The organism is Sphingobium terrigena (assembly GCF_003591655.1).
Classification (GTDB): Bacteria; Pseudomonadota; Alphaproteobacteria; order Sphingomonadales; family Sphingomonadaceae; genus Sphingobium; species Sphingobium terrigena.
Window position 1 is genome coordinate 107,083 of the sequence record NZ_QVRA01000001.1, and the last position, 18,271, is coordinate 125,353.

The 18,271-nt window shown below is 63.0% G+C and carries 19 protein-coding genes; 3 read left to right on the plus strand and 16 right to left on the minus strand.

Features of this window, described 5'->3' with window-relative positions; translation table 11 throughout:
* Positions 1-11 precede the first annotated feature (11 nt).
* From kdpC to D0Z70_RS00500, 3 genes are read left to right on the plus strand one after another with little or no spacing between them, the layout of a single operon-like run.
* Positions 12-602: a potassium-transporting ATPase subunit KdpC gene (gene kdpC / locus D0Z70_RS00490; protein WP_119743467.1), complete on the plus strand. Its 591-nt coding sequence runs from the start codon at positions 12-14 to the stop codon at positions 600-602.
* The gene (locus D0Z70_RS00495; RefSeq protein ID WP_119743468.1) at positions 599-3,268 is read left to right on the plus strand and encodes a sensor histidine kinase; all 2,670 of its coding nucleotides are present in this window, start codon (positions 599-601) and stop codon (positions 3,266-3,268) included. The genes kdpC and D0Z70_RS00495 overlap by 4 nt, the downstream gene beginning before the upstream one ends.
* Positions 3,265-3,972 (plus strand): response regulator, encoded by a 708-nt coding sequence (locus D0Z70_RS00500; RefSeq protein ID WP_119743469.1) that lies wholly within the window; start codon positions 3,265-3,267, stop codon positions 3,970-3,972. Before D0Z70_RS00495 ends, D0Z70_RS00500 begins: the two co-directional genes overlap by 4 nt.
* Before the next feature lie 16 nt (positions 3,973-3,988).
* Here D0Z70_RS00500 and D0Z70_RS00505 read toward each other — a convergent pair whose 3' ends face one another.
* The 16 genes from D0Z70_RS00505 to D0Z70_RS00580 form a co-directional block, all read right to left on the minus strand.
* On the minus strand, positions 3,989-4,489 hold the full coding sequence (locus tag D0Z70_RS00505; protein WP_119743470.1) for a L,D-transpeptidase family protein: 501 nt from the start codon (positions 4,487-4,489) through the stop codon (positions 3,989-3,991).
* Positions 4,486-5,559, minus strand: coding sequence for a GTP cyclohydrolase II (ribA, locus tag D0Z70_RS00510; protein ID WP_119743471.1), 1,074 nt, complete (start codon positions 5,557-5,559; stop codon positions 4,486-4,488). Before ribA ends, D0Z70_RS00505 begins: the two co-directional genes overlap by 4 nt.
* Entirely contained in the window at positions 5,559-6,356 is a 798-nt protein-coding gene (gene xth, locus D0Z70_RS00515) for an exodeoxyribonuclease III (RefSeq protein WP_119743472.1), read from the minus strand. Before xth ends, ribA begins: the two co-directional genes overlap by 1 nt.
* Positions 6,357-6,615: 259 nt before the next feature.
* The gene (locus D0Z70_RS00520) at positions 6,616-7,251 is read right to left on the minus strand and encodes a LolA family protein (protein WP_119743473.1); all 636 of its coding nucleotides are present in this window, start codon (positions 7,249-7,251) and stop codon (positions 6,616-6,618) included.
* A gap of 78 nt (positions 7,252-7,329) precedes the next feature.
* A complete protein-coding gene (locus D0Z70_RS00525) occupies positions 7,330-7,689 on the minus strand; it encodes an aspartyl protease family protein (RefSeq protein WP_182913794.1) in 360 nt (119 codons plus the stop codon).
* A 40-nt stretch (positions 7,690-7,729) separates the two neighbouring features.
* Positions 7,730-7,978: a DUF5678 domain-containing protein gene (locus tag D0Z70_RS00530; RefSeq protein WP_119743475.1), complete on the minus strand. Its 249-nt coding sequence runs from the start codon at positions 7,976-7,978 to the stop codon at positions 7,730-7,732.
* Positions 7,979-8,078: 100 nt separating this feature from the next.
* On the minus strand, positions 8,079-10,397 hold the full coding sequence (locus tag D0Z70_RS00535) for an FtsK/SpoIIIE family DNA translocase (RefSeq protein WP_119743476.1): 2,319 nt from the start codon (positions 10,395-10,397) through the stop codon (positions 8,079-8,081).
* A gap of 250 nt (positions 10,398-10,647) precedes the next feature.
* Positions 10,648-11,142 (minus strand): GNAT family N-acetyltransferase, encoded by a 495-nt coding sequence (locus D0Z70_RS00540; protein ID WP_119743477.1) that lies wholly within the window; start codon positions 11,140-11,142, stop codon positions 10,648-10,650.
* Complete coding sequence (locus D0Z70_RS00545; protein WP_119743478.1) at positions 11,143-12,042, minus strand: DMT family transporter; 900 nt, start codon at positions 12,040-12,042, stop codon at positions 11,143-11,145.
* Between the two features lie 5 nt (positions 12,043-12,047).
* Positions 12,048-12,425 (minus strand): type II toxin-antitoxin system VapC family toxin, encoded by a 378-nt coding sequence (locus tag D0Z70_RS00550; protein ID WP_182913795.1) that lies wholly within the window; start codon positions 12,423-12,425, stop codon positions 12,048-12,050.
* Positions 12,422-12,670 carry an AbrB/MazE/SpoVT family DNA-binding domain-containing protein gene (locus tag D0Z70_RS00555; RefSeq protein WP_119743480.1) on the minus strand — a complete coding sequence of 83 codons (249 nt, stop codon included), beginning with the start codon at positions 12,668-12,670 and terminating at the stop codon, positions 12,422-12,424. Before D0Z70_RS00555 ends, D0Z70_RS00550 begins: the two co-directional genes overlap by 4 nt.
* 53 nt (positions 12,671-12,723) lie before the next feature.
* Entirely contained in the window at positions 12,724-13,884 is a 1,161-nt protein-coding gene (ispG, locus tag D0Z70_RS00560) for a flavodoxin-dependent (E)-4-hydroxy-3-methylbut-2-enyl-diphosphate synthase (protein WP_119743481.1), read from the minus strand.
* Positions 13,885-13,935: 51 nt separating this feature from the next.
* A complete protein-coding gene (locus D0Z70_RS00565; protein WP_119743482.1) occupies positions 13,936-15,231 on the minus strand; it encodes an OmpP1/FadL family transporter in 1,296 nt (431 codons plus the stop codon).
* A gap of 397 nt (positions 15,232-15,628) precedes the next feature.
* On the minus strand, positions 15,629-16,999 hold the full coding sequence (gene pgmG, locus D0Z70_RS00570) for a phosphoglucomutase/phosphomannomutase PgmG (protein ID WP_119743483.1): 1,371 nt from the start codon (positions 16,997-16,999) through the stop codon (positions 15,629-15,631).
* Positions 16,996-17,421 (minus strand): J domain-containing protein, encoded by a 426-nt coding sequence (locus D0Z70_RS00575; protein ID WP_119743484.1) that lies wholly within the window; start codon positions 17,419-17,421, stop codon positions 16,996-16,998. Before D0Z70_RS00575 ends, pgmG begins: the two co-directional genes overlap by 4 nt.
* Positions 17,421-18,227: a division plane positioning ATPase MipZ gene (locus tag D0Z70_RS00580; protein ID WP_119743485.1), complete on the minus strand. Its 807-nt coding sequence runs from the start codon at positions 18,225-18,227 to the stop codon at positions 17,421-17,423. The genes D0Z70_RS00575 and D0Z70_RS00580 overlap by 1 nt, the downstream gene beginning before the upstream one ends.
* Positions 18,228-18,271 lie beyond the last annotated feature (44 nt).

Below are 18,271 nucleotides of genomic sequence, written 5' to 3' on the forward strand. Positions count from 1 at the left end.
AGGAAAGCATCATGGGCAAGGACTTCCTCACCTCTCTCCGGCCAGCGTTCACGCTGACCATCCTCTTCGCGCTTCTGCTCGGCATCGTCTATCCGCTGACAATGACGGGCATCGGCCAGACCCTCTTCCCGCATCAGGCCAATGGCAGCCTGGTCGAGGAGCAGGGCAAGCCCGTCGGCTCGTCGCTCATCGGCCAGGGCTTTGCCGACCCGCGCTATTTCTCCTCGCGCCCGTCCGCGGCTGGCAAGGGCTATGATGGACTTGCCTCATCAGGTTCCAATTTCGGTCCGACAAGCCAGGCGCTGGTCGATCGCACGAAAGCCGATGTCGCCAAATTTCAGCAAATGTCCCCCGGTCTCCCTGTTCCGTCCGACCTGGTGACAGCCTCCGCCTCAGGCCTTGATCCTGATATCTCGCCTGAGGCGGCTTTTTATCAAGTTGCGCGTGTCGCCGCCGTTCGCGGCCTGCCCGCGGCGCGCGTTCGCGCCCTGGTGCAGGACACGATCAGGACGCCGTTCCTGGGCTTCCTGGGCGACCCCAGCGTCAACATTCTCGATCTTAATCGACGGCTGGACCGGATCAGCGCTACAACAGCACAGTGAACGACACCGACAAACGCCCTTCGCCAGAGTCCTTCCTGCGGGTAGCCGCGCAGGAAGGACGCGGCCGTCTCAAGCTGTTCCTCGGCGCGGCGCCTGGCGTCGGCAAGACTTACGAGATGCTCAGCGACGGAATGCGGCGGCTCAAGTCGGGCGTCGATGTCGTCGTTGGCGTTGTCGAGACGCATGGCCGACGCGAAACCGAAGCGCTGATCGTTGGTCATGAAGTAATACCAAGGCGGCAGATCGACCATGGGGGGATCAGCCTTGGCGAAATGGATCTGGATGCCATCCTTGAGCGGCAGCCAAAGCTCGCCCTGGTCGATGAACTGGCGCACAGCAATGCACCGGGCAGCCGTCACCCCAAACGCTATCAGGACGTCGAGGAACTGCTCGACGCCGGTATCGACGTCTATTCGACGATCAATATCCAGCACATAGAGAGCCTGAACGACGTCGTCGCATCCTTCACCCATGTGCGCGTGCGCGAAACCGTGCCCGATTCGATTCTGGAAACCGCGGAGATCGAGGTCGTCGACATATTGCCCGACGAGCTGATCGAACGGCTCAAGGAGGGCAAGGTCTATATCCCGGCAGAGGCGACGCGAGCGCTCTCCCATTTTTTCTCCAAGTCCAACCTCACTGCCCTGCGCGAACTGGCGCTGCGCCGGGCCGCGCAGGCGATCGATACGCAGATGCTCGATTATGTCCGCGCCCACGCGCTGGCGGGCAGCTTCGCGGTGGGCGAGCGCGTCGTGGTCGCCGTCAGCGAGCAACCGAGCGCGCCGGGTCTGGTCCGCGCGGCCAAACGCCTCGCCGATGCACTCAAGGCGCCCTGGACTGCGGTGCATATCGAAACCCGGCGCGCGCAGGCCTTTTCCGACGAAGAGCGCAAGGCGCTGGCCGATACGCTGGCGCTGGCATCGCGACTGGGCGCGGCGACGGCCAGCATTCCGGCGGAAAATGTTGTCGAAGGTCTGCGAAGCTTCGCCGCCGATGCGCACGCGACTCAGATTGTCATCGGCAAGTCGAGCCGATCCTGGTGGTTTGAGCTGCGCCACGGCTCCGTGGTGGATCGGCTTGTCCGCGATATCGGGTCGGTCGCGGTCCATGTCCTTCCATCCGACGACGATCTTGCGCCGCCGCGCAGCCGGCATTCGACCCGCATGGCATGGGGCAAGCCGACCGACTATCTCTGGTCGGCGCTGATGATCGCCGCGATGACGGTGGTTGGCCGCCTGCTGCTGGAAGTCATCGACCTTGGCAATATCGCCTTGCTGTATCTGGTCCCGGTCATGTTCGCCGCAGCAACCTACGGCCTGCGCGCCGGGCTGTTCGCTGGGCTGGTATCGAGCCTTGCCTATAATTTCTTCTTCCTGCCGCCGACCGGCACGTTGACCGTCAACAACCCGGAAAATGTCATCTCCATCCTCGTGCTGCTGGGCGTTGCGATCGTCACCAGTCAGTTTGCCGCGCGGGTCCGCGGGCAAGCCGATCTTGCACAATCCAGTGCCCGCCAGAATGCGGCGCTTGCCGGTTTCTCCCGACAGCTGACCTCCGCCGCCAGCCAGGATGATCTGATCCAGGCGATCTGCGCGGAGATTGCGCGGCTGCTTGACGTTCGCACGGTCATGCTGCTGCCGTCCGACGCCGGTCCCGCGTTGCGCGCCGCCTACCCGCCAGACGACAGGCTTCAGGAAATCGAGCGGGCAGCGGCGCAATGGGCGATGAACAATGCCCAGCCTGCGGGCCGCGGATCATCGACGCTGACGGCGTCCGACTGGCTGTTCCATCCGCTGCGCACCCAGCGCGGTGTCCTGGGCGTGCTGGGGATGGCGCGCGACGACGCAGGCGAACCGCTGCGATCGGATCAGACGCCCCTGCTCATGAGCCTTCTCGATCAGGCGGCCATTGCGCTTGACCGCATGGCGCTGGAGGAAGAGATGCAGGGCGCGCGGCAGATTCACGAACGCGACCGTCTGCGATCCGCGCTGCTGTCCTCCGTCAGCCATGACCTGCGCACACCGCTCACGACGATCATGTCCGCGGCGCAGGAATTGCGGAGAAAGCAACCATCGGCGTTGCTCGACACGATCGAGGGTGAAGCGCAGCGCCTCAACCGGTTCGTCGCCAACCTGCTGGACATGGCGAGGGTAGAAGCCGGCGCCCTGCCGATGAAGATCGAGCCGACCGACCTGTTCGACGCGGTGGCCAGTGCCATCAGGGACACCCGCCAGTCGCTTGTCGGCCACGAGGTCAGGGTCGACATTCCTTCGGACATTTCGCTGGTGCGCGTCGATCCGGTCCTGCTGCACCACTGCCTGATCAACCTGCTCGACAATGCGGGCCGCTATGGTGAGCCGGACACCCCGGTCACGATCAGCGGCAAGCGGGTCGCCGATGCCATCCTGCTATCCGTCATCGACGAGGGACCGGGCATCCCGGTCGGCGCAGAAAAGAAGGTGTTCGATACGTTCACGCGTCTCGAAGGTTCGGACCGGGTCAAGCATGGCACCGGGCTTGGCCTGGCCATCGTCAAGGGTTTTGCAGAAGCGATGGGCTTGGGCGTCGATGCGTCTACCAACAGCGAACCACGCGGTGCCTGCTTTACATTGCGCATACCCGAACATCTCATCATCAGCGATTTTCCCGGCGAGCCACTGACATGACCATCCGCCACAAGGTTCTTATCATCGATGACGAGCCGCAGATCCGCAGGCTGATCAACGCGGCGCTGAGCCGCGCCAATTATGCGACCGTAGAGGCCGAAAATGCGCGCGACGCGCTGGAAAAATTGCGGACCGAGCGACCGGATATCAGCCTGCTTGACCTGGGCCTGCCCGACCGCGACGGACTGGAACTGGTGCCGCTGTTCAAGCAGAAGAGCGATACGACCCTGATCATCGTGTCAGCGCGGGACGCCACCGAAGAGAAGGTCGCAGCGCTCGATCTGGGCGCGGACGATTATCTGACCAAGCCCTTTGATACGGACGAATTGCTGGCGCGGGTTCGCGTGGCGCTGCGCAACCGCATGACCAAGGGCGGCGGCGTCCCGTCGGTGCGGGCGGGCAATGTCGAGATTGATCTGCTGGGCCGGGTAGTGAGGAAGGCCGGGCAGGAGGTGCATCTGACGCCCAAGGAATATGCGGTGCTGGCCCAGCTCGCCCAATTTCCCGGTCGCGTGATCACCCATGGCCAGATCATGAAGGAGGTCTGGCCCAAGGAACATGAGCATCATGTCGAATATCTGCGCGTCCTTGTCCGCACCTTGCGGCAAAAGCTTGAGGATGATCCGCAGCGCCCGCAGATTATCGGCAATGAGCTGGGGATCGGTTACCGCCTCCGCTTCTCAAATGAGCTGTCCGACGGTTAAGGTGACCAGCCCGATCTCAAACAATCTCCATCGCATCGTCCGGTTGCAGCAGCGGTAGCAACCGCAGCATATCGGCCCGCTCTACCGCGACACAGCCTGCAGTCGGTCGGCCTTCGGACAGGTGGAAGAAGATCGCACTGCCCTGCCCCTGCACCGGCGGCCGGTCGTTATGGCCCAGGGTGACGATCACATCATAGGCGTCGTCGGCGCGGATCAGGCTTTCGGCAGAGAAACCGCGCGGCAAGTGGACCGGGCGATTATAGGCGGGATCGGCCGGGTCATCCGACCAGCCATCGCCCGCCCGCACCCAGCGCCAGGGTAAACGCAGCCCCGCCGGATCGACCGTGCCCAGTCGCAGCAGCACGCCCCGCAGCGGCCAGACGCCCAGCGGTGTGCAGCCGTCGCCCTCGCGCTTGTCGCTCGCCGCGCAAACACCGCTCCGACCAATGGTGCAAGCCATGGAGATCGCGCCAAAGGTCAGGCGACCCGCGCCGCTATCGACGCGGATCAGGCTCATAGCTGGTGGCCGGTCCGGTCGCGCTTGGTGGCGAGATAGCGTTCGTTATGCGGGTTGGTCGGCAGGATGATCGGCAGCCGTTCGGCCACGCTGATCCCCGCCGCCTCCAGCCCCGCCACCTTTTGCGGATTATTGGTCAGCAGCCGCACGCTGCGCACCCCGATCAGGTCCAGCATCCGCGCTGCGACCGAAAAATCGCGCGCGTCGATGGCAAAGCCCAGCCGGACATTGGCGTCCACGGTGTCGAAGCCCTGATCCTGCATCGCATAGGCGCGCAATTTGTTGACGAGGCCAATGCCGCGCCCTTCCTGACGCAGATAGAGCAGCACGCCCCAGGGCGCGTCAGCAATCTGGTGGAGCGCTTCGTGCAGTTGCGGGCCGCAGTCGCATTTCAGGCTGCCCAGCACATCGCCGGTCAAGCATTCGCTGTGCAGGCGGACGACGGGGGGTGAGGAGTCGCGTTTCCCGACAATGAGTGCGACATGTTCGCGCGGTTCATCGGGGCTGCGGAAGGCAATGATTTCCGCGCTTTCGCTGGCCGACACCGGCAGGCTGGCGCGGGTAGCGATGGCAAGGTGGACGGCATCATCATAGGCGTCGATCGCGTCGGCGCTGACATCCACGTCCCGGTCGCCTTCGCCATCCAGCGCGAAATAGGCGGGGAGGATGCCGGCCAGGCGGGCGAGGCGCAGCGCGGCCTTCGCCGCCAGTGGCGCAGTGAGGGTGCGGGCCTGAAATGGTCCCTTAAGCGGGGAGGCAAGGTCCAGCACCGGGTCGGAGATGGCGGTCGCCACATCGGCGTCGATCCACGGCGCGCGGGCGATCAGTACCGGCATGTCGGGATCGGCCGCCGCGATCTGGTTGGCGAGTTTGAGCGTCTGGCCGCGCGCGGCGGAGATTAATATGTCGGCTTTGCCCGCAGGATCAAAGTCGGCCAACGTGACCGCGTCCGCGCCCTCCACCGCCATCAATCGCAGCGCGCCATCGGCGGCCGACACCCGCACCGCCCAGCCGCGGCGCAGCGCGTCGATCGCCCGCGCCGCGTCGCGCCCGATCGCCCGCCTGTTCATCAGAAGGCGAATTCGGTAATGATGGGGATATGGTCGGACGGCTTGCCCCAGTTGCGGGCGGGTTCGACGACGCGGTGGGCAACCGCCTTTTCGGCGACGTCGCGGGTCATCCACATATGGTCAAGCCGGCGACCGCGATCCGATTCGGCCCAATCCTTGGCCCGATAGCTCCACCAGGTATAGAGCCGCGCTGGTGCAGGGTGGAAATGACGGCCAATGTCAACCCAGTCGTTCGATGCCTGCAAGCGGGCGAGGATTTCACACTCGATAGGCGTATGGCTGACGACGTTGAGCAATTGCTTGTGACTCCACACATCGCATTCCAGCGGCGCGATGTTGAAATCGCCGGTCAGGATGGTCGGCTTGTTATCCAGCGCCGACGACCATTGAATCATACGTTCGATAAAATCGAGCTTCTGGCCAAATTTGGGATTCTGCTCCCGATCGGCAATGTCGCCTCCGGCGGGAACATAGACATTTTCGATCCGCACCCCATTGTCGAGACGGACGCCGACATGGCGTGCCTCGCCATTGGCCTGCCAGTCGAGCCGGTCATCCTCATATATCGGCACCCGGCTCATGATCGCGACGCCATGGTGCATTTTCTGGCCGTTCAGCACCTGATGAACATAGCCCAGACGGCGGAACATATCGGCGGGGAAGGTCTCGTTCACCACCTTGGTTTCCTGAAGGCACAATATGTCCGGCGCTTCCTGCGTCAGGAATTGTTCGACAATGTCGATGCGCGCGCGGACGCTGTTGATGTTCCAGGATGCGATGGAAAGAGTGTCGGCCATGGTGTCGCACTAGGAGGCTAATCCGCACCATGCAAGACGGCTGCGCGCACTGCGGACAAAGTAAGACCCCCGCTCCGGGGGCATGGAACGGGGGTCTCGATCGCGCCCTTGAAGCGCTTTGCGACGGGAGGACTGTGCCGGGTAACAGGGGGGAAATCCCGGTTGGCCTCTCGCCGTGGAGTTCTAAATAGCGCCCCGGATATGAGCGGCAGATGAACGGAACGGCAAGTTTTTCCGTCCATCGTGCGGGGCGGTCGTTTCAGCCGCCCGCCGAGCGGCCCTTTGGCCGGGGATCGGTCCAGCGGAAGGCGGAATCGGCGATTGGCACGCCATAGCGCTGGTTGGACAGGCGGATGGCGGTGCGGTTATTCTGCGAATCGAGCGCGACCCAGCCATAGAGTTGCAGGCCCGCCGGGCTGGCGGCATCGCGCCGAAAGATCATGGTGATGGTGCCATATTCGGGCCGTTTGGGATCGCGCGCCTGCACGCTCAGGATCGACGGGTCGCCGGTCGGCACGACCTTGCCAAATTTGGACAGATCCTTGCTGGGATCCAGCAGCGCGCCCAGCGGCGAATTGCCGATCGGCCAGCGCTGCACCTGCCGCACTTCATAATCAATCATGGTCAGCGCCTTGCCATCGCCGACAATCAGCAATGGCACGCCCTTCTGATATTGAAAGCGGATCTTGCCTGGCTGCTTGAGCGTCAGCTGGCCGGTCAGCGTCTGGCCATTGCGGTCGGTCTGGCTGAAATCGGCGGTCATGCTGCTGACTGCGCGGATATAGGCATTGACACGGCTGAGTTCAGACTGGCCCTGCTGCGCCAGCAAGGGCGCGGCGAGCGGGACGGCAAGGACGACAGGCGCGGCGGCCAGCGCGAGACTGATGCGCTTCATGAATACTCTCCGGTTGTTACGGATGCGGTGTAGGATGAAGCGATTGAACGACCTGTGAACCCGCCCGTTCCCTGCCGTTCAGCCAAAGACGAGCCGACATCTTCCATACCGATCGATCGAGAAATCACATTGGCGCAGTATGTCCATGCCGATCAGTGCAGTAAAATGCTGGCTGCCCGTCAGACCGATTCCGTAGCTGGCATCAAAGATGAACGGCAAGCTCGTCTCGTCAGAGCCGTCCGACATCAGCCCGATACGAAACATGAATCGTTCTGTATGCGCCAATCCGTGTGCCGACTGGAGTGGTCGCTTACCAAGCGGCTCCAATTCTAGCTTTTCCGCAATGCTATAGTCGATCCCGCTGACTGTTGCACCGGTATCAACAAGTGCGACAGCCTCAAGAAATGTGAGGTCGAACGGATTGTCGGCCCGCATCATGCGAACCGGCAATGTTATCCTTCGTCCGTCGTGCGACCAGTTAATTTCCGACATGCGAGAAGAAACCCAGATCGATGGGTTCGTCGGTCACTTCCTGAATCGAGAAAACACCATCTGGGATGCTCTCACGCGCAAATTGATACGCCTCTCCGGGCTGGTCGAAGAAATCGACGACTTTCCGACCTTTCAGCACCGCATAACGGCCTGCATGGTCAGTCAGAAATTCGCCAAGATGGCGAAGGAAATAGTCGTAATTCGCATCGACCTCGGCAGCTTGGCTATGGCTCATTCCTTGTCCCCTTTAGAGAAGAGGCTATCATTGTTTCGCGATGATCGGCGCTGCGGGGCGCGCAAAATGCGCCGAAGCGATTCTTTCCTGAGTCGAACCGTTATAGCGGATTCCCATTCTCATCGCGCAACACTTCGCGGCGGCCGACATGGTTGGGGGGGCCGACCAGCCCTTCTTCCTCCATTTTCTCGATCAGGCGCGCAGCGCTGTTATAGCCGACGCGGAGCTGGCGTTGCAGCCAGCTGGTCGAGGCTTTCTGATTCTCGAACACCAGCTGGCACGCCTTGCGGAACAGCTGCGCGTCGGGGCTGTCGTCGCCAAGGTCAACGCCGTCTAGGGCGAAGCTGCCTTCTTCGGGTTCTTCGGTGACGGCCTGGATATAGTCGGGCTGGCCCTGCGCGCGCCAATGGTCGGCGACGACGCGGACTTCATCGTCCGAGACGAACGGCCCATGAACGCGCATCAGCCCCTTGCCGCCATGCATGTAGAGCATGTCGCCCTTGCCCAGCAACTGTTCGGCCCCCTGTTCGCCGAGGATGGTGCGGCTGTCGATCTTGCTGGTCACAAAGAAGCTGATCCGGGTCGGCAGGTTCGCCTTGATGACGCCGGTGATGACGTCGACCGAGGGGCGCTGGGTTGCGAGGATCAGGTGGATACCGGCGGCGCGCGCCTTTTGCGCGAGGCGCTGGATCAGGAATTCGACTTCCTTGCCTGCCGTCATCATGAGGTCAGCCAGCTCGTCCACCACGACCACGATCTGCGGCAGCGGCTGGAAATCGAGCTGTTCTTCCTCATAGATGGGCTTGCCATTTTCGGGGTCGTAGCCGGTCTGGACGCGGCGGCCCAAGGGCTTGCCCTTCGCTTTGGCGGCGCGGACCTTTTCGTTGTAATTGGCGAGGTTACGGACGGAGATGGACGCCATCATGCGATAGCGATCCTCCATCTGCTCCACCGCCCATTTGAGCGCGCGGATCGCCTTTTGCGGTTCGGTGACGACCGGGGAGAGAAGATGCGGAATGTCGTCATAGGTCGACAGTTCCAGCATCTTGGGATCGATCATGATCAGACGCAGCTGGTCCGGCGTCATGCGGTAGAGCAGGGACAGGATCATGGCGTTAAGTCCGACTGACTTACCCGACCCGGTGGTGCCCGCGATCAGCAGATGGGGCATGGGGGCCAAGTCGGCGATGATCGGTTCGCCGGAGATATTCTTGCCCAATATGATCGGCAGCGTCCCTTCGCCGCCAAATTGCTCGCTGGTGATGAGTTCGCGGAAGGACACGCCTTCGCGATGGGCGTTGGGCAGTTCGATGCCGATGACGGTGCGGCCCGGAATCGTCGCGACACGGGCCGACAGCGCCGACATGTTGCGCGCAATATCGTCGGCCAGCGCGATCACCCGGCTGGCCTTGATGCCCGGCGCTGGTTCCAGTTCATACATGGTGACGACCGGGCCGGGGCGGACCTCGACAATATTGCCCTTCACATGGAAGTCGTCGAGGACGGATTCGAGCAGCCGGGCGTTGCGCTCCAGCGCTGCCTTGTCGATCTTGCCGCCCTGGCTGGCGGGAACCGGGTTGAGCAGGTCGGGCGAGGGCAGCGAGCTATGGCCGAACAGATCATCCTGGCTGACCGGGGCCATGGGCCGCTGGGCGGGCGCGGGCTTGGGCGTCTGGATGGTGATCGGCGGCTTGGGTTCGTTGGACACGGTCTTGCGCGGGGCGATGACCCGTTCGCCGACCTCTTCCTCCTCCTCATCATCCGCCGCGCTGTTGCCCGCAAAGCCAAAGCTGGGCTTGGGCAGGCTGAGTTTGGGCAAGGCCGGACGACGCAGGGCGATGATCGGCCTTTCCAGCGCCAGACTGCGATAGCAGGCGAACAGGCCACCAATCATGGCGATGATCACGATAGCGCCAGTGATCCATGGCTGCGCCACCGGCACTTGCGCCGTCAGGCTCAATATCCCCTTGGCAGTGACCAGCGCGATCACCCCGCCCCAGCCTGCGGGCAGGCCGACCAGCGGATTAGTCTGGAACAAGGCCAGCGCGATCCCGATCAGGATGATGCCGAACAGGCATTGGCCAAACTGGCCCTTCCACGCGCTCATATCCTGGTCACCCCACAGGCGGCGCGCGGTGACCGCCATCAGCGGCAGGATCAACGCGATGGGTACGCCCAGCAGCCAGAGCAGGAAATCGGCGGTCCAGGCGCCCGGTGCCTGCATGACATTGGCCACATGATCGCCCGCGACCGTATTCATCGACGGGTCGCTGGGCGTGTAACTGAGCAGCGCCAGCGCCAGGAACAGGGTCGCCAGCATCAGCGCGATCGCGCCGATCAGCGCGCCGCTGCGGAGCAGGCTGCGCTTGAGCATTTCGCGCCATTCGGGCGTGCGCTTCACTGTGCGGCTGACAGCCATGTTAACCCCGTGTCCCCCAAATGTTCCGTTTGCGCACAATGCGCCGGGCGGGGAGTCGGCGTCAAGGGTGCGCGCCCACGGCTCGTCCCGACTGATCCGTAACATTCCGTATGGCGGGCGGGGTCTGCGGCGGGGCAGGAAGAGGCCCGAAAGGAATTCGCCATGATCGCCGATTATTTCCCTGCCGTCGTTGCCCTGTCGCTGGGCGCCTTTGCCGCCATGCTGATCTTTGTCAGTGTCGAGGACGCGCTCAAGCGGTGATCGGGGCGGTGGCGGCGAGTGCGCGGAGCGCTTGGCCGTCCAGCCGCTGCACCGTCCATTCGTCCATCGGCTGCGCGCCGATGGCACGATAGACGGCGATGGCGGGTTCGTTCCAGTCCAGCACCGACCATTCCAGCCGGGCGCAGTCGCGATTCAGCGCCATCTGCGCCAGCCGGGCGAGCAACGCCCTGCCCGCGCCGATGCCGCGCGCCTCCGGCTGCACGAACAGATCCTCCAGATAGATCCCCGGCCGCCCTTCAAAGGTCGAGAAATTGTGGAAGAAGAGCGCAAAGCCTATGGCCGCGCCGTCGCTTTCAGCGATCAGCACTTCGGCCATAGGGCGCGGACCGAACAGGTAGCGGGCCAGCGTGGCTGGATCTGCTTTCACCGCATGGGCCAGCTTTTCATATTCCGCCAGCGCGTGGATGAAGCGGACGATCGCGTCGAGATCGTCCGGCGTGGCGGGGCGGATGGTCAGGGTCATTCAGGCGGTTCCCGGTTCGACATGGGCGATGGCCGCCCGCTTGCCGCGTGCGGTTATCAGGCAGGCAACGATGATGAGGGCGGCCCCGGCTACCGTCGTCAGGGTCAGTCGCTCGCCAAAGGCCAGCCAGCCGACCACCGCCGCCCAGAGGAAGGCGCTATATTCGACCGGGATCAGCCGCTGCGCTTCCGCCCGAGCATAGGCCCAGGCCAGCGCGGCAAGCGAGGTGAACGCCAGCACTGCCGCCAGCAGGATCAGCGGGATGGCTGACGGGGCGGGCAGCCGGGCGTAGAAAGGTGCGCCGATGGCAAACACGCCCAGCATGACGAGATGCTGGAAGAAGGCGACCTCGATCGGCGAGGCGCGCTGCGCCTGCTGGCGTTGCAGGATGAGGTTCCAGGCGAAGAGGACCGCCGACAGCAGCACTGCCAGTGCGCCCAGCAAGGCGTCGCGATCATAGTGGCCCTGCAAACGCCCAGACAGGATCACGCCGACGCCGACCAGCCCCAGCACAGACGCACCGATTGCCTGCCGCCCGATCGTTTCGCCCAGCAGAAGCGCGGCGAGATAGAGTGCGATCAGCGGCGCGATGAAGGACAGGGCTATCGCTTCGGCGAGCGGCATCCGCATCAGCGCCCAGAAGAACAGCCCGGCCATCAGCGCCACGACCGATCCGCGCAGCATGTGGAGGCGCAGCACCGCGGGGTCGGGCCAGCGCTGGCGGGTGAGGAGCATCAGGCCAAGGCCAAGCAACGTCCCCGTGACCGCGCGCCACAACAGGGCGTTGTAGAGACCGATGGCAAGGCTCAGCCCCTTCATCGCCGCATCCATCACGGAAAACAGCGCCACGCCGACGCAGCAGACGGCAAAGGGAATGAGGAAGCTGGTGCGCGCGGGCATGGCGGTCAGCGGATGAGCCGGATGTCGATGCCGATGTCCAGTTCCGCCCAGACCTGATCGGCCGTCAGAACCGGCGCGTCGAGACTGCGCGCCAGAGCAAGGCAGGCGCGATCCCCCAGGGACAAGCCTCTGGACCGCGTGACGGCGCGCAAGTCAGCGGCGATCAAAGCCTGGTCCCGATCGAAAGGCCGGATATCTACGCCGAATCTTTCAATCTGCGCGACGAGTTTTTGTGCCGCATGTCCCTGAGCGATGCCACGTTCCAGCGTTTCGGAAAGGTTGACCGAGGACAGGATGGATTCGCGCATGACGGGCAGGACCGCGTCCGCGCCCTTTTCACCAAGAAGGACGGCCAGCAGCGCAGACGAGTCGAGAATGATCAATTCTCTTCGCCCCACATGGCTTTGCGCTCAGCCAGAAATTGGTCGACGGAATAGTCGTCACCAACCAAAGCACGAAATTCCGCCTGGGCTTCACGCACGACCTGAAAATAGGATTTAAGGACAAAAGCGCCCTTATCGTCACGCTCGATCACTAGCGTATCGCCATCCTTGATCCCCAATTCGCGCCGCAATTCCGCCGGGATGACGATCTTTCCGCCTGAAATCACCTTCGCGCTGTAGGACATATCTGCCTCCCCAAGACCTGATCCTATCACAGGTCTGATTATACAAATAGGACCTATTCCGCCGCTTCGGCCTTGCCTGCGTCGGTCATGTCGGATTCGGCGTTGGCTGCCTCGATCTCCGCTGCCTTGGCCTCGACCAGCCGGACGATATGATCGACCATATTTTCGTCCTGAATGGTGTGGTCGGTGATGCCCGACAGATAGACCATATGCTTGCCATTGCCGCCGCCGGTCAGGCCGATATCGGTTTCGCGCGCTTCGCCGGGGCCGTTGACGACGCAGCCCAGCACCGAGAGCGACAGGGGCGTGTGGATATGCTGGAGCCGTTCTTCGAGCGCTTGGACGGTACGGATGACGTCGAAGCCCTGGCGCGCACAGGACGGGCAGGAGATGACCTTCACCCCGCGGGTGCGGATGCCCAGCGATTTGAGGATCTCGTAACCGACGCGGACTTCCTCTTCGGGTTCGGCGGACAGGGAAACGCGGATCGTGTCACCGACCCCGGCCCAGAGCAGATTGCCGATGCCGATCGCGCTCTTCACCGTGCCGCCGATCAGGCCGCCCGCTTCGGTAATGCCCAGATGCAGCGGGCAATCGACCGCGTCGGCCAGCTGCATATAGGCGGCGACGGCAAGGAACACGTCGCTGGCCTTTACCGCGACCTTATATTCATGGAAATCCTGGTCCTGGAGCAGCTTGATATGGTCGAGCGCGCTTTCGACCAGCGCTTCGGGACAGGGTTCGCCATATTTTTCGAGCAAATCCTTTTCCAGACTGCCGGCGTTGACGCCGATGCGGATCGCGCAACCATTCGCCTTGGCCGCGTCTACCACTTCCTTGACGCGGGCGGATGATCCGATGTTGCCGGGATTGATGCGCAGGCAGGCGGCACCAGCATCGGCGGCTTCCAGTGCGCGCTTATAGTGGAAATGAATGTCCGCGACGATCGGCACGCGCGCGGCGCGGACGATCTGCTTCAGGGCAGCGGTCGATTCCTCGTCGGGGCAGGATACACGGATGATGTCCACGCCCGCCTCTTCGCAACGGCGGATCTGGTCGATCGTCCCCTTGATGTCATGGGTCAGCGTGTTGGTCATGGTCTGGACCGTAACCGGCACACCACCACCCACCGGGACATTGCCGACCATGATCTGGCGGCTCTGGCGGCGGGCAATGTCACGCCAGGGGCGCAGGCCGGGATTATGGTCGGACATCTATGAACGGCTCCATCAATATGGAGCCGCTATAGGGATGTTTGGTGACGGTTAAAACCGGATCGTTAGGGAAGCGGCCAATTGATCCGCATTGCCGCTGGCGCTCGACAGCGTCGTGGTGGTTACCGTGGCGGGGGCGGGATAATAATGGTCCGGGCGGATGATGTTCGCTTTTTCCACGAAGGTATGCGCGTAGCTGAGGTTCAGCGCCAGCGCGGCGGACATATTCCAGGTCGCGCCACCGCTCAGCCAGACGCGGTCGCCATCGGGCACGCGGGTGGTCAGAAATTGCGGATTGGTGGGCGTGCGATCGAACATGGTGCCGGCGCGCAGGGTCAGGCGGTCGCTGACATCATATTCGCCGCCAGCGCTGACGCTGTAGCTGTCATGATAGTGCATTTCCTTGACCGAAGTGCCGGTCGCGGTGTTGATCGTGATCGCCTTGAACACAGACCAATTATACCAGCGCGCCGTCAGCATCGCCCGCAATTTTGGCGTCAAGCGGTGCATGATGCTGACCGTGACGATATCGGGCAGTTCCAGCGGCGCATTGGCGGCGAAAGTGCCGTTGGCCCCGGCCAGCGGGCCAAGAAGCCCCGAAATCTCCTGCTCACCCTTCAGCTTGTGGGTCATGCCTGATCGATAATGGACGCCGAAATTGGTATTGCCGGTCGTATAGAACAGGCCTGCGTTCCAGCCGACCGACAGATCGTCGCCCTCGATCGAGGCATGGCCATCGGCCAGCAGCGGGGAGAGTTGCGGCAGGGCGTTGGTGAGCGTCACCTTGACATATTGCACGTCGACGCCGCCGCCGATCGAAAGATTATCGCTCAGCTTGTAGGCGGCGGAAGGCTGGACATTATAGGTTTTCAGGTCGGTATGGAGGGAATCGTACCGGCCGAAATAGCTTTCGTCATAGTCCAGCTTCAGTCCGAACGGCGCGTTGACGCCCAGGCCCAGCCAGAGGCGGTCGCTGAGTTGCGCGGTAGCGTAGAAGCTGGGGATCGGGATGATTTTGGCAAACGGATTGCCGCCATCATTGCCGGTGACCGGCACGGATGTAGGCAAGCCCGGCACCGAACGGCTGGACCCGCGATTGCCCTGCTGGGCGGTCGCGGACAGGATGATGCCGCCCACCGAGGTCTGGATGCCCGACAATTGGGTCATCGCCGCCGGATTGAAATAGATGGTCGATGGATCGTCGCCCGCCGCCGCGCCACCGGACAAAGCGCGACCGGTTTCCTTGGGTGATTGTTCCTGCAGGTAGAAGCCGCCCGCCAGCGCCGGAACCGGGGCCGCCAGCACGCCTGACAGCAGGAAGGGAAGAAGGCGACGGCTGAGCGACATGGACGATCCTCTATTCAATATCGTGCCGGCACCCGCGCGCTATCCTGCGCGCTGGCCGACTTTGCGCAGCGCGGATAGCAGTATCATGGTTAATTTCCAGTATCGAGCCTGCCCGGTTCATCGCATTTACAGGCGGTTGCGACGGTCAACGACAGTCGGACGCTACGGCAGGAACGCTATACAAAGGACAAAAAAAAGCCGCCCCGAAGGACGGCCTTGAAGTTTTAGGAGAGGATGCCTGAAAGGCGAGTTTCTTTTGCGGTGCAGCAGCGATTGTCGCAAATGCGAAATATGACGGGGTGATTGCAGAAAATGCAATCATGTCCGCGTTTACAGCTTTCCGTAAGGGAAAGGCCAAGGGCGCGGTGATAGCGATATCAACTTTTTTATCGGACAATCATGTAACGGGCCGCCTGATTCCCGATTCGTGCAGCTGTGCGTCGATCTGATCCATGAGTCGGGCCAACCCTGCGCCGTCTTGCGATTCGGCGCGGGCGACCAGCGCCGCCTGGGTATTGGAGGCGCGCAGCAGCCACCAGCCATCCGCCGTGCTGACACGCGCACCGTCGATCGCGTTCACATCGGCACCACTGGCGCGCAGCCGGGCCAATATTTCGTCGATCACCGCGAATTTGCGATCCTCCGCCACCGCAAAGCGCAGTTCGGGGGTGTTGGCAAGGTCAGGCATCGCGCTGCGCAGATCGGTGATGCTGCGATCCGGCCGGGCGGCGCGGATCAGGCGGACGGCTGCATAGAGGCCGTCATCATAGCCATAATAGTCGTCGGCGAAGAAGAGATGCCCGGTCATCTCGCCGCCTAGCGGGCTACCAATCTGCTTCATTCTGGACTTGATATGGCTGTGGCCGGTTTTCCACATATCGGGTCGGCCACCCAGCGCCGCGATGCCGTCGAACAGTGCCTGACTGGCCTTCACATCGGCGACAATGGCGGCACCGGGACGTTTTTCCAGCACGCCTGGCACGAACAGGCCCAATAGCTGGTCGCCAGCAATCACCCTGCCCTGCCCGTCAATCACGCCGATCCGGTCGCCATCGCCATCAAAAGCCACACCGAAATCGAGCTGCTTGGCAAGGACAAGGGCGCGCAGGTCGGCCAGATTCGTTTCCTCGGAAGGGTCGGGATGATGGTTGGGAAAATTGCCGTCTATGTGGGTGAAGAGCAGATGATGCTCACCGGGCAGGCGCTGGACCAGCTTCTCGACCACCTGGCCCGCCGCGCCATTGCCCGCGTCCCAGCCAATGCGCCACGCTATTCCATCAAATCCCTCGACCAACCGATCGACATAGCGGTCGATGATCGTGATGCTGTGACTCTGGCCAAAGCCATCGTCCCAGTCGCCCGCCGCTGCCATAACGCCCAGTTGCTGGATCGCTTCGCCGAAAAAGGGCGCATGACCCTGCACCAGCTTGAAGCCATTTTGATCGCCGGGATTATGGCTGCCGGTTATCTGAATGGCGCCGTCCACCTGACCGACCATTTCGGCATAATAGAGCATCGGGGTCGGCCCCAGTCCGATGCGCAGCACGTCGATACCGCTGGCGCACAGCCCGTCGATCAGCGCAGCTTCGAGCATCACTGAACTCAACCGTCCGTCATAGCCCACGGCAATGCGCGATCCCCCTGCCCGCGCGACGACGGTGCCGAAGCTGCGCCCCAGTGCCCAGGCGTCGGCCGCGTTCAGCGTTTCGTCCACCGTGCCGCGCATATCATAGTCGCGCAGCAGGGTCGGGTCGAAACGGTGAGTCACCTCTCCGCCTGATGGCGCAGCAGCAGGTCGCGGGCGGCGTTGATCTGGGCCGCCAGCGCCTCCGTCCCGCCCTTGTCGGGATGGACCGAGGCAATCAGGCGGCGGTGGGCGGCGCGAATCATGTCCGCGTCAGCATCAGGCGCTACGCCCAGCAGGACGCGGGCCTGCGCAATATCCTGCGGTGGCAGGGGTTTGGGCGCGGCGGTCTTGCCTTTGCCGCGCAGCTTGCCTTGTCCTACGAAGAACATGGCCGCGCCGATCAGCAGCGGCGCGCCGATCACCGGCTTGCCCTTGGCCGCCAGCACCGCGCCCACCAGCGCCACGCCCAGCGCCATTCCGTCTTTCGCGCTCATGCGTTGCAGCCTTCCTGTCCAGATCAGCCAGCCTGCAAGGCCCGCCAGCAGCAGCGCGAGCCAGCCCATCAGGCCGCGCCGATCAAGTCCATGGAGCCAACGCCGCTGCGTTCGGGGAGAGCAAGGCCCGCCACCATTTCGCGCAATTCCTGCCGCGCGGCGATGTGGCTGACGCCCAGTTCGCCCAGATGCCCCTTGTCCAGCAGGGTCAGGCCCGACGGGAAAAGTTCGCGGAAGATCACGCGCTCCGACAGGCCCGGAATGACGCGGAAACCGACGCGGCGGGACAATTCCATCAGCGCGTCGCCGACCCGCTTCTTGTTGCGGGCGTCCTGATGCTGGACGCGGTTGCGCAGCACGACCCAGTCGATCGAGACGCCATCGGCCTTGGCCCTGGTCTTGCGCGCTTCAAAGATAAGTTCGGAATAGAAGGACAGGCGCTTGACCTTGAAACTTTCGGCATCGACCTGCCCGATCAGGTCGAAATCGACGAAACTGTCGTTCATCGGCGTGACCAGCGTGTTGGCGCGCGCGGCCATATGGCGGGCGAACAGATCATCGCGGCCGGGCGTATCGACGATCAGGAAATCCGTGTCCTGCGACACGGCAGCGACTTCGGATTCGAGCGCGTCGATAGTGTCGCCCTTCAACACCGCAAAAGCCGGCGCGACCAGTTCAATGCCGCGGCGGCGCGCGGTTTCGGCGCGATTTTCCAGATAGCGGGTGACGGTGCGCTGGCGCGGATCAAGGTCGATCATGCTGACGCGATGGCCCAGCGCCGTCAGCGCGATCGCGGTGTGGACAGCAGTGGTCGATTTGCCGGTTCCGCCCTTTTCATTGGCGAACACGATGAGATGCGGCTGCGAATTGGCCATTGGACCCCTGATAACCCCGTTGATTGTCGCAATGATTCTTGACC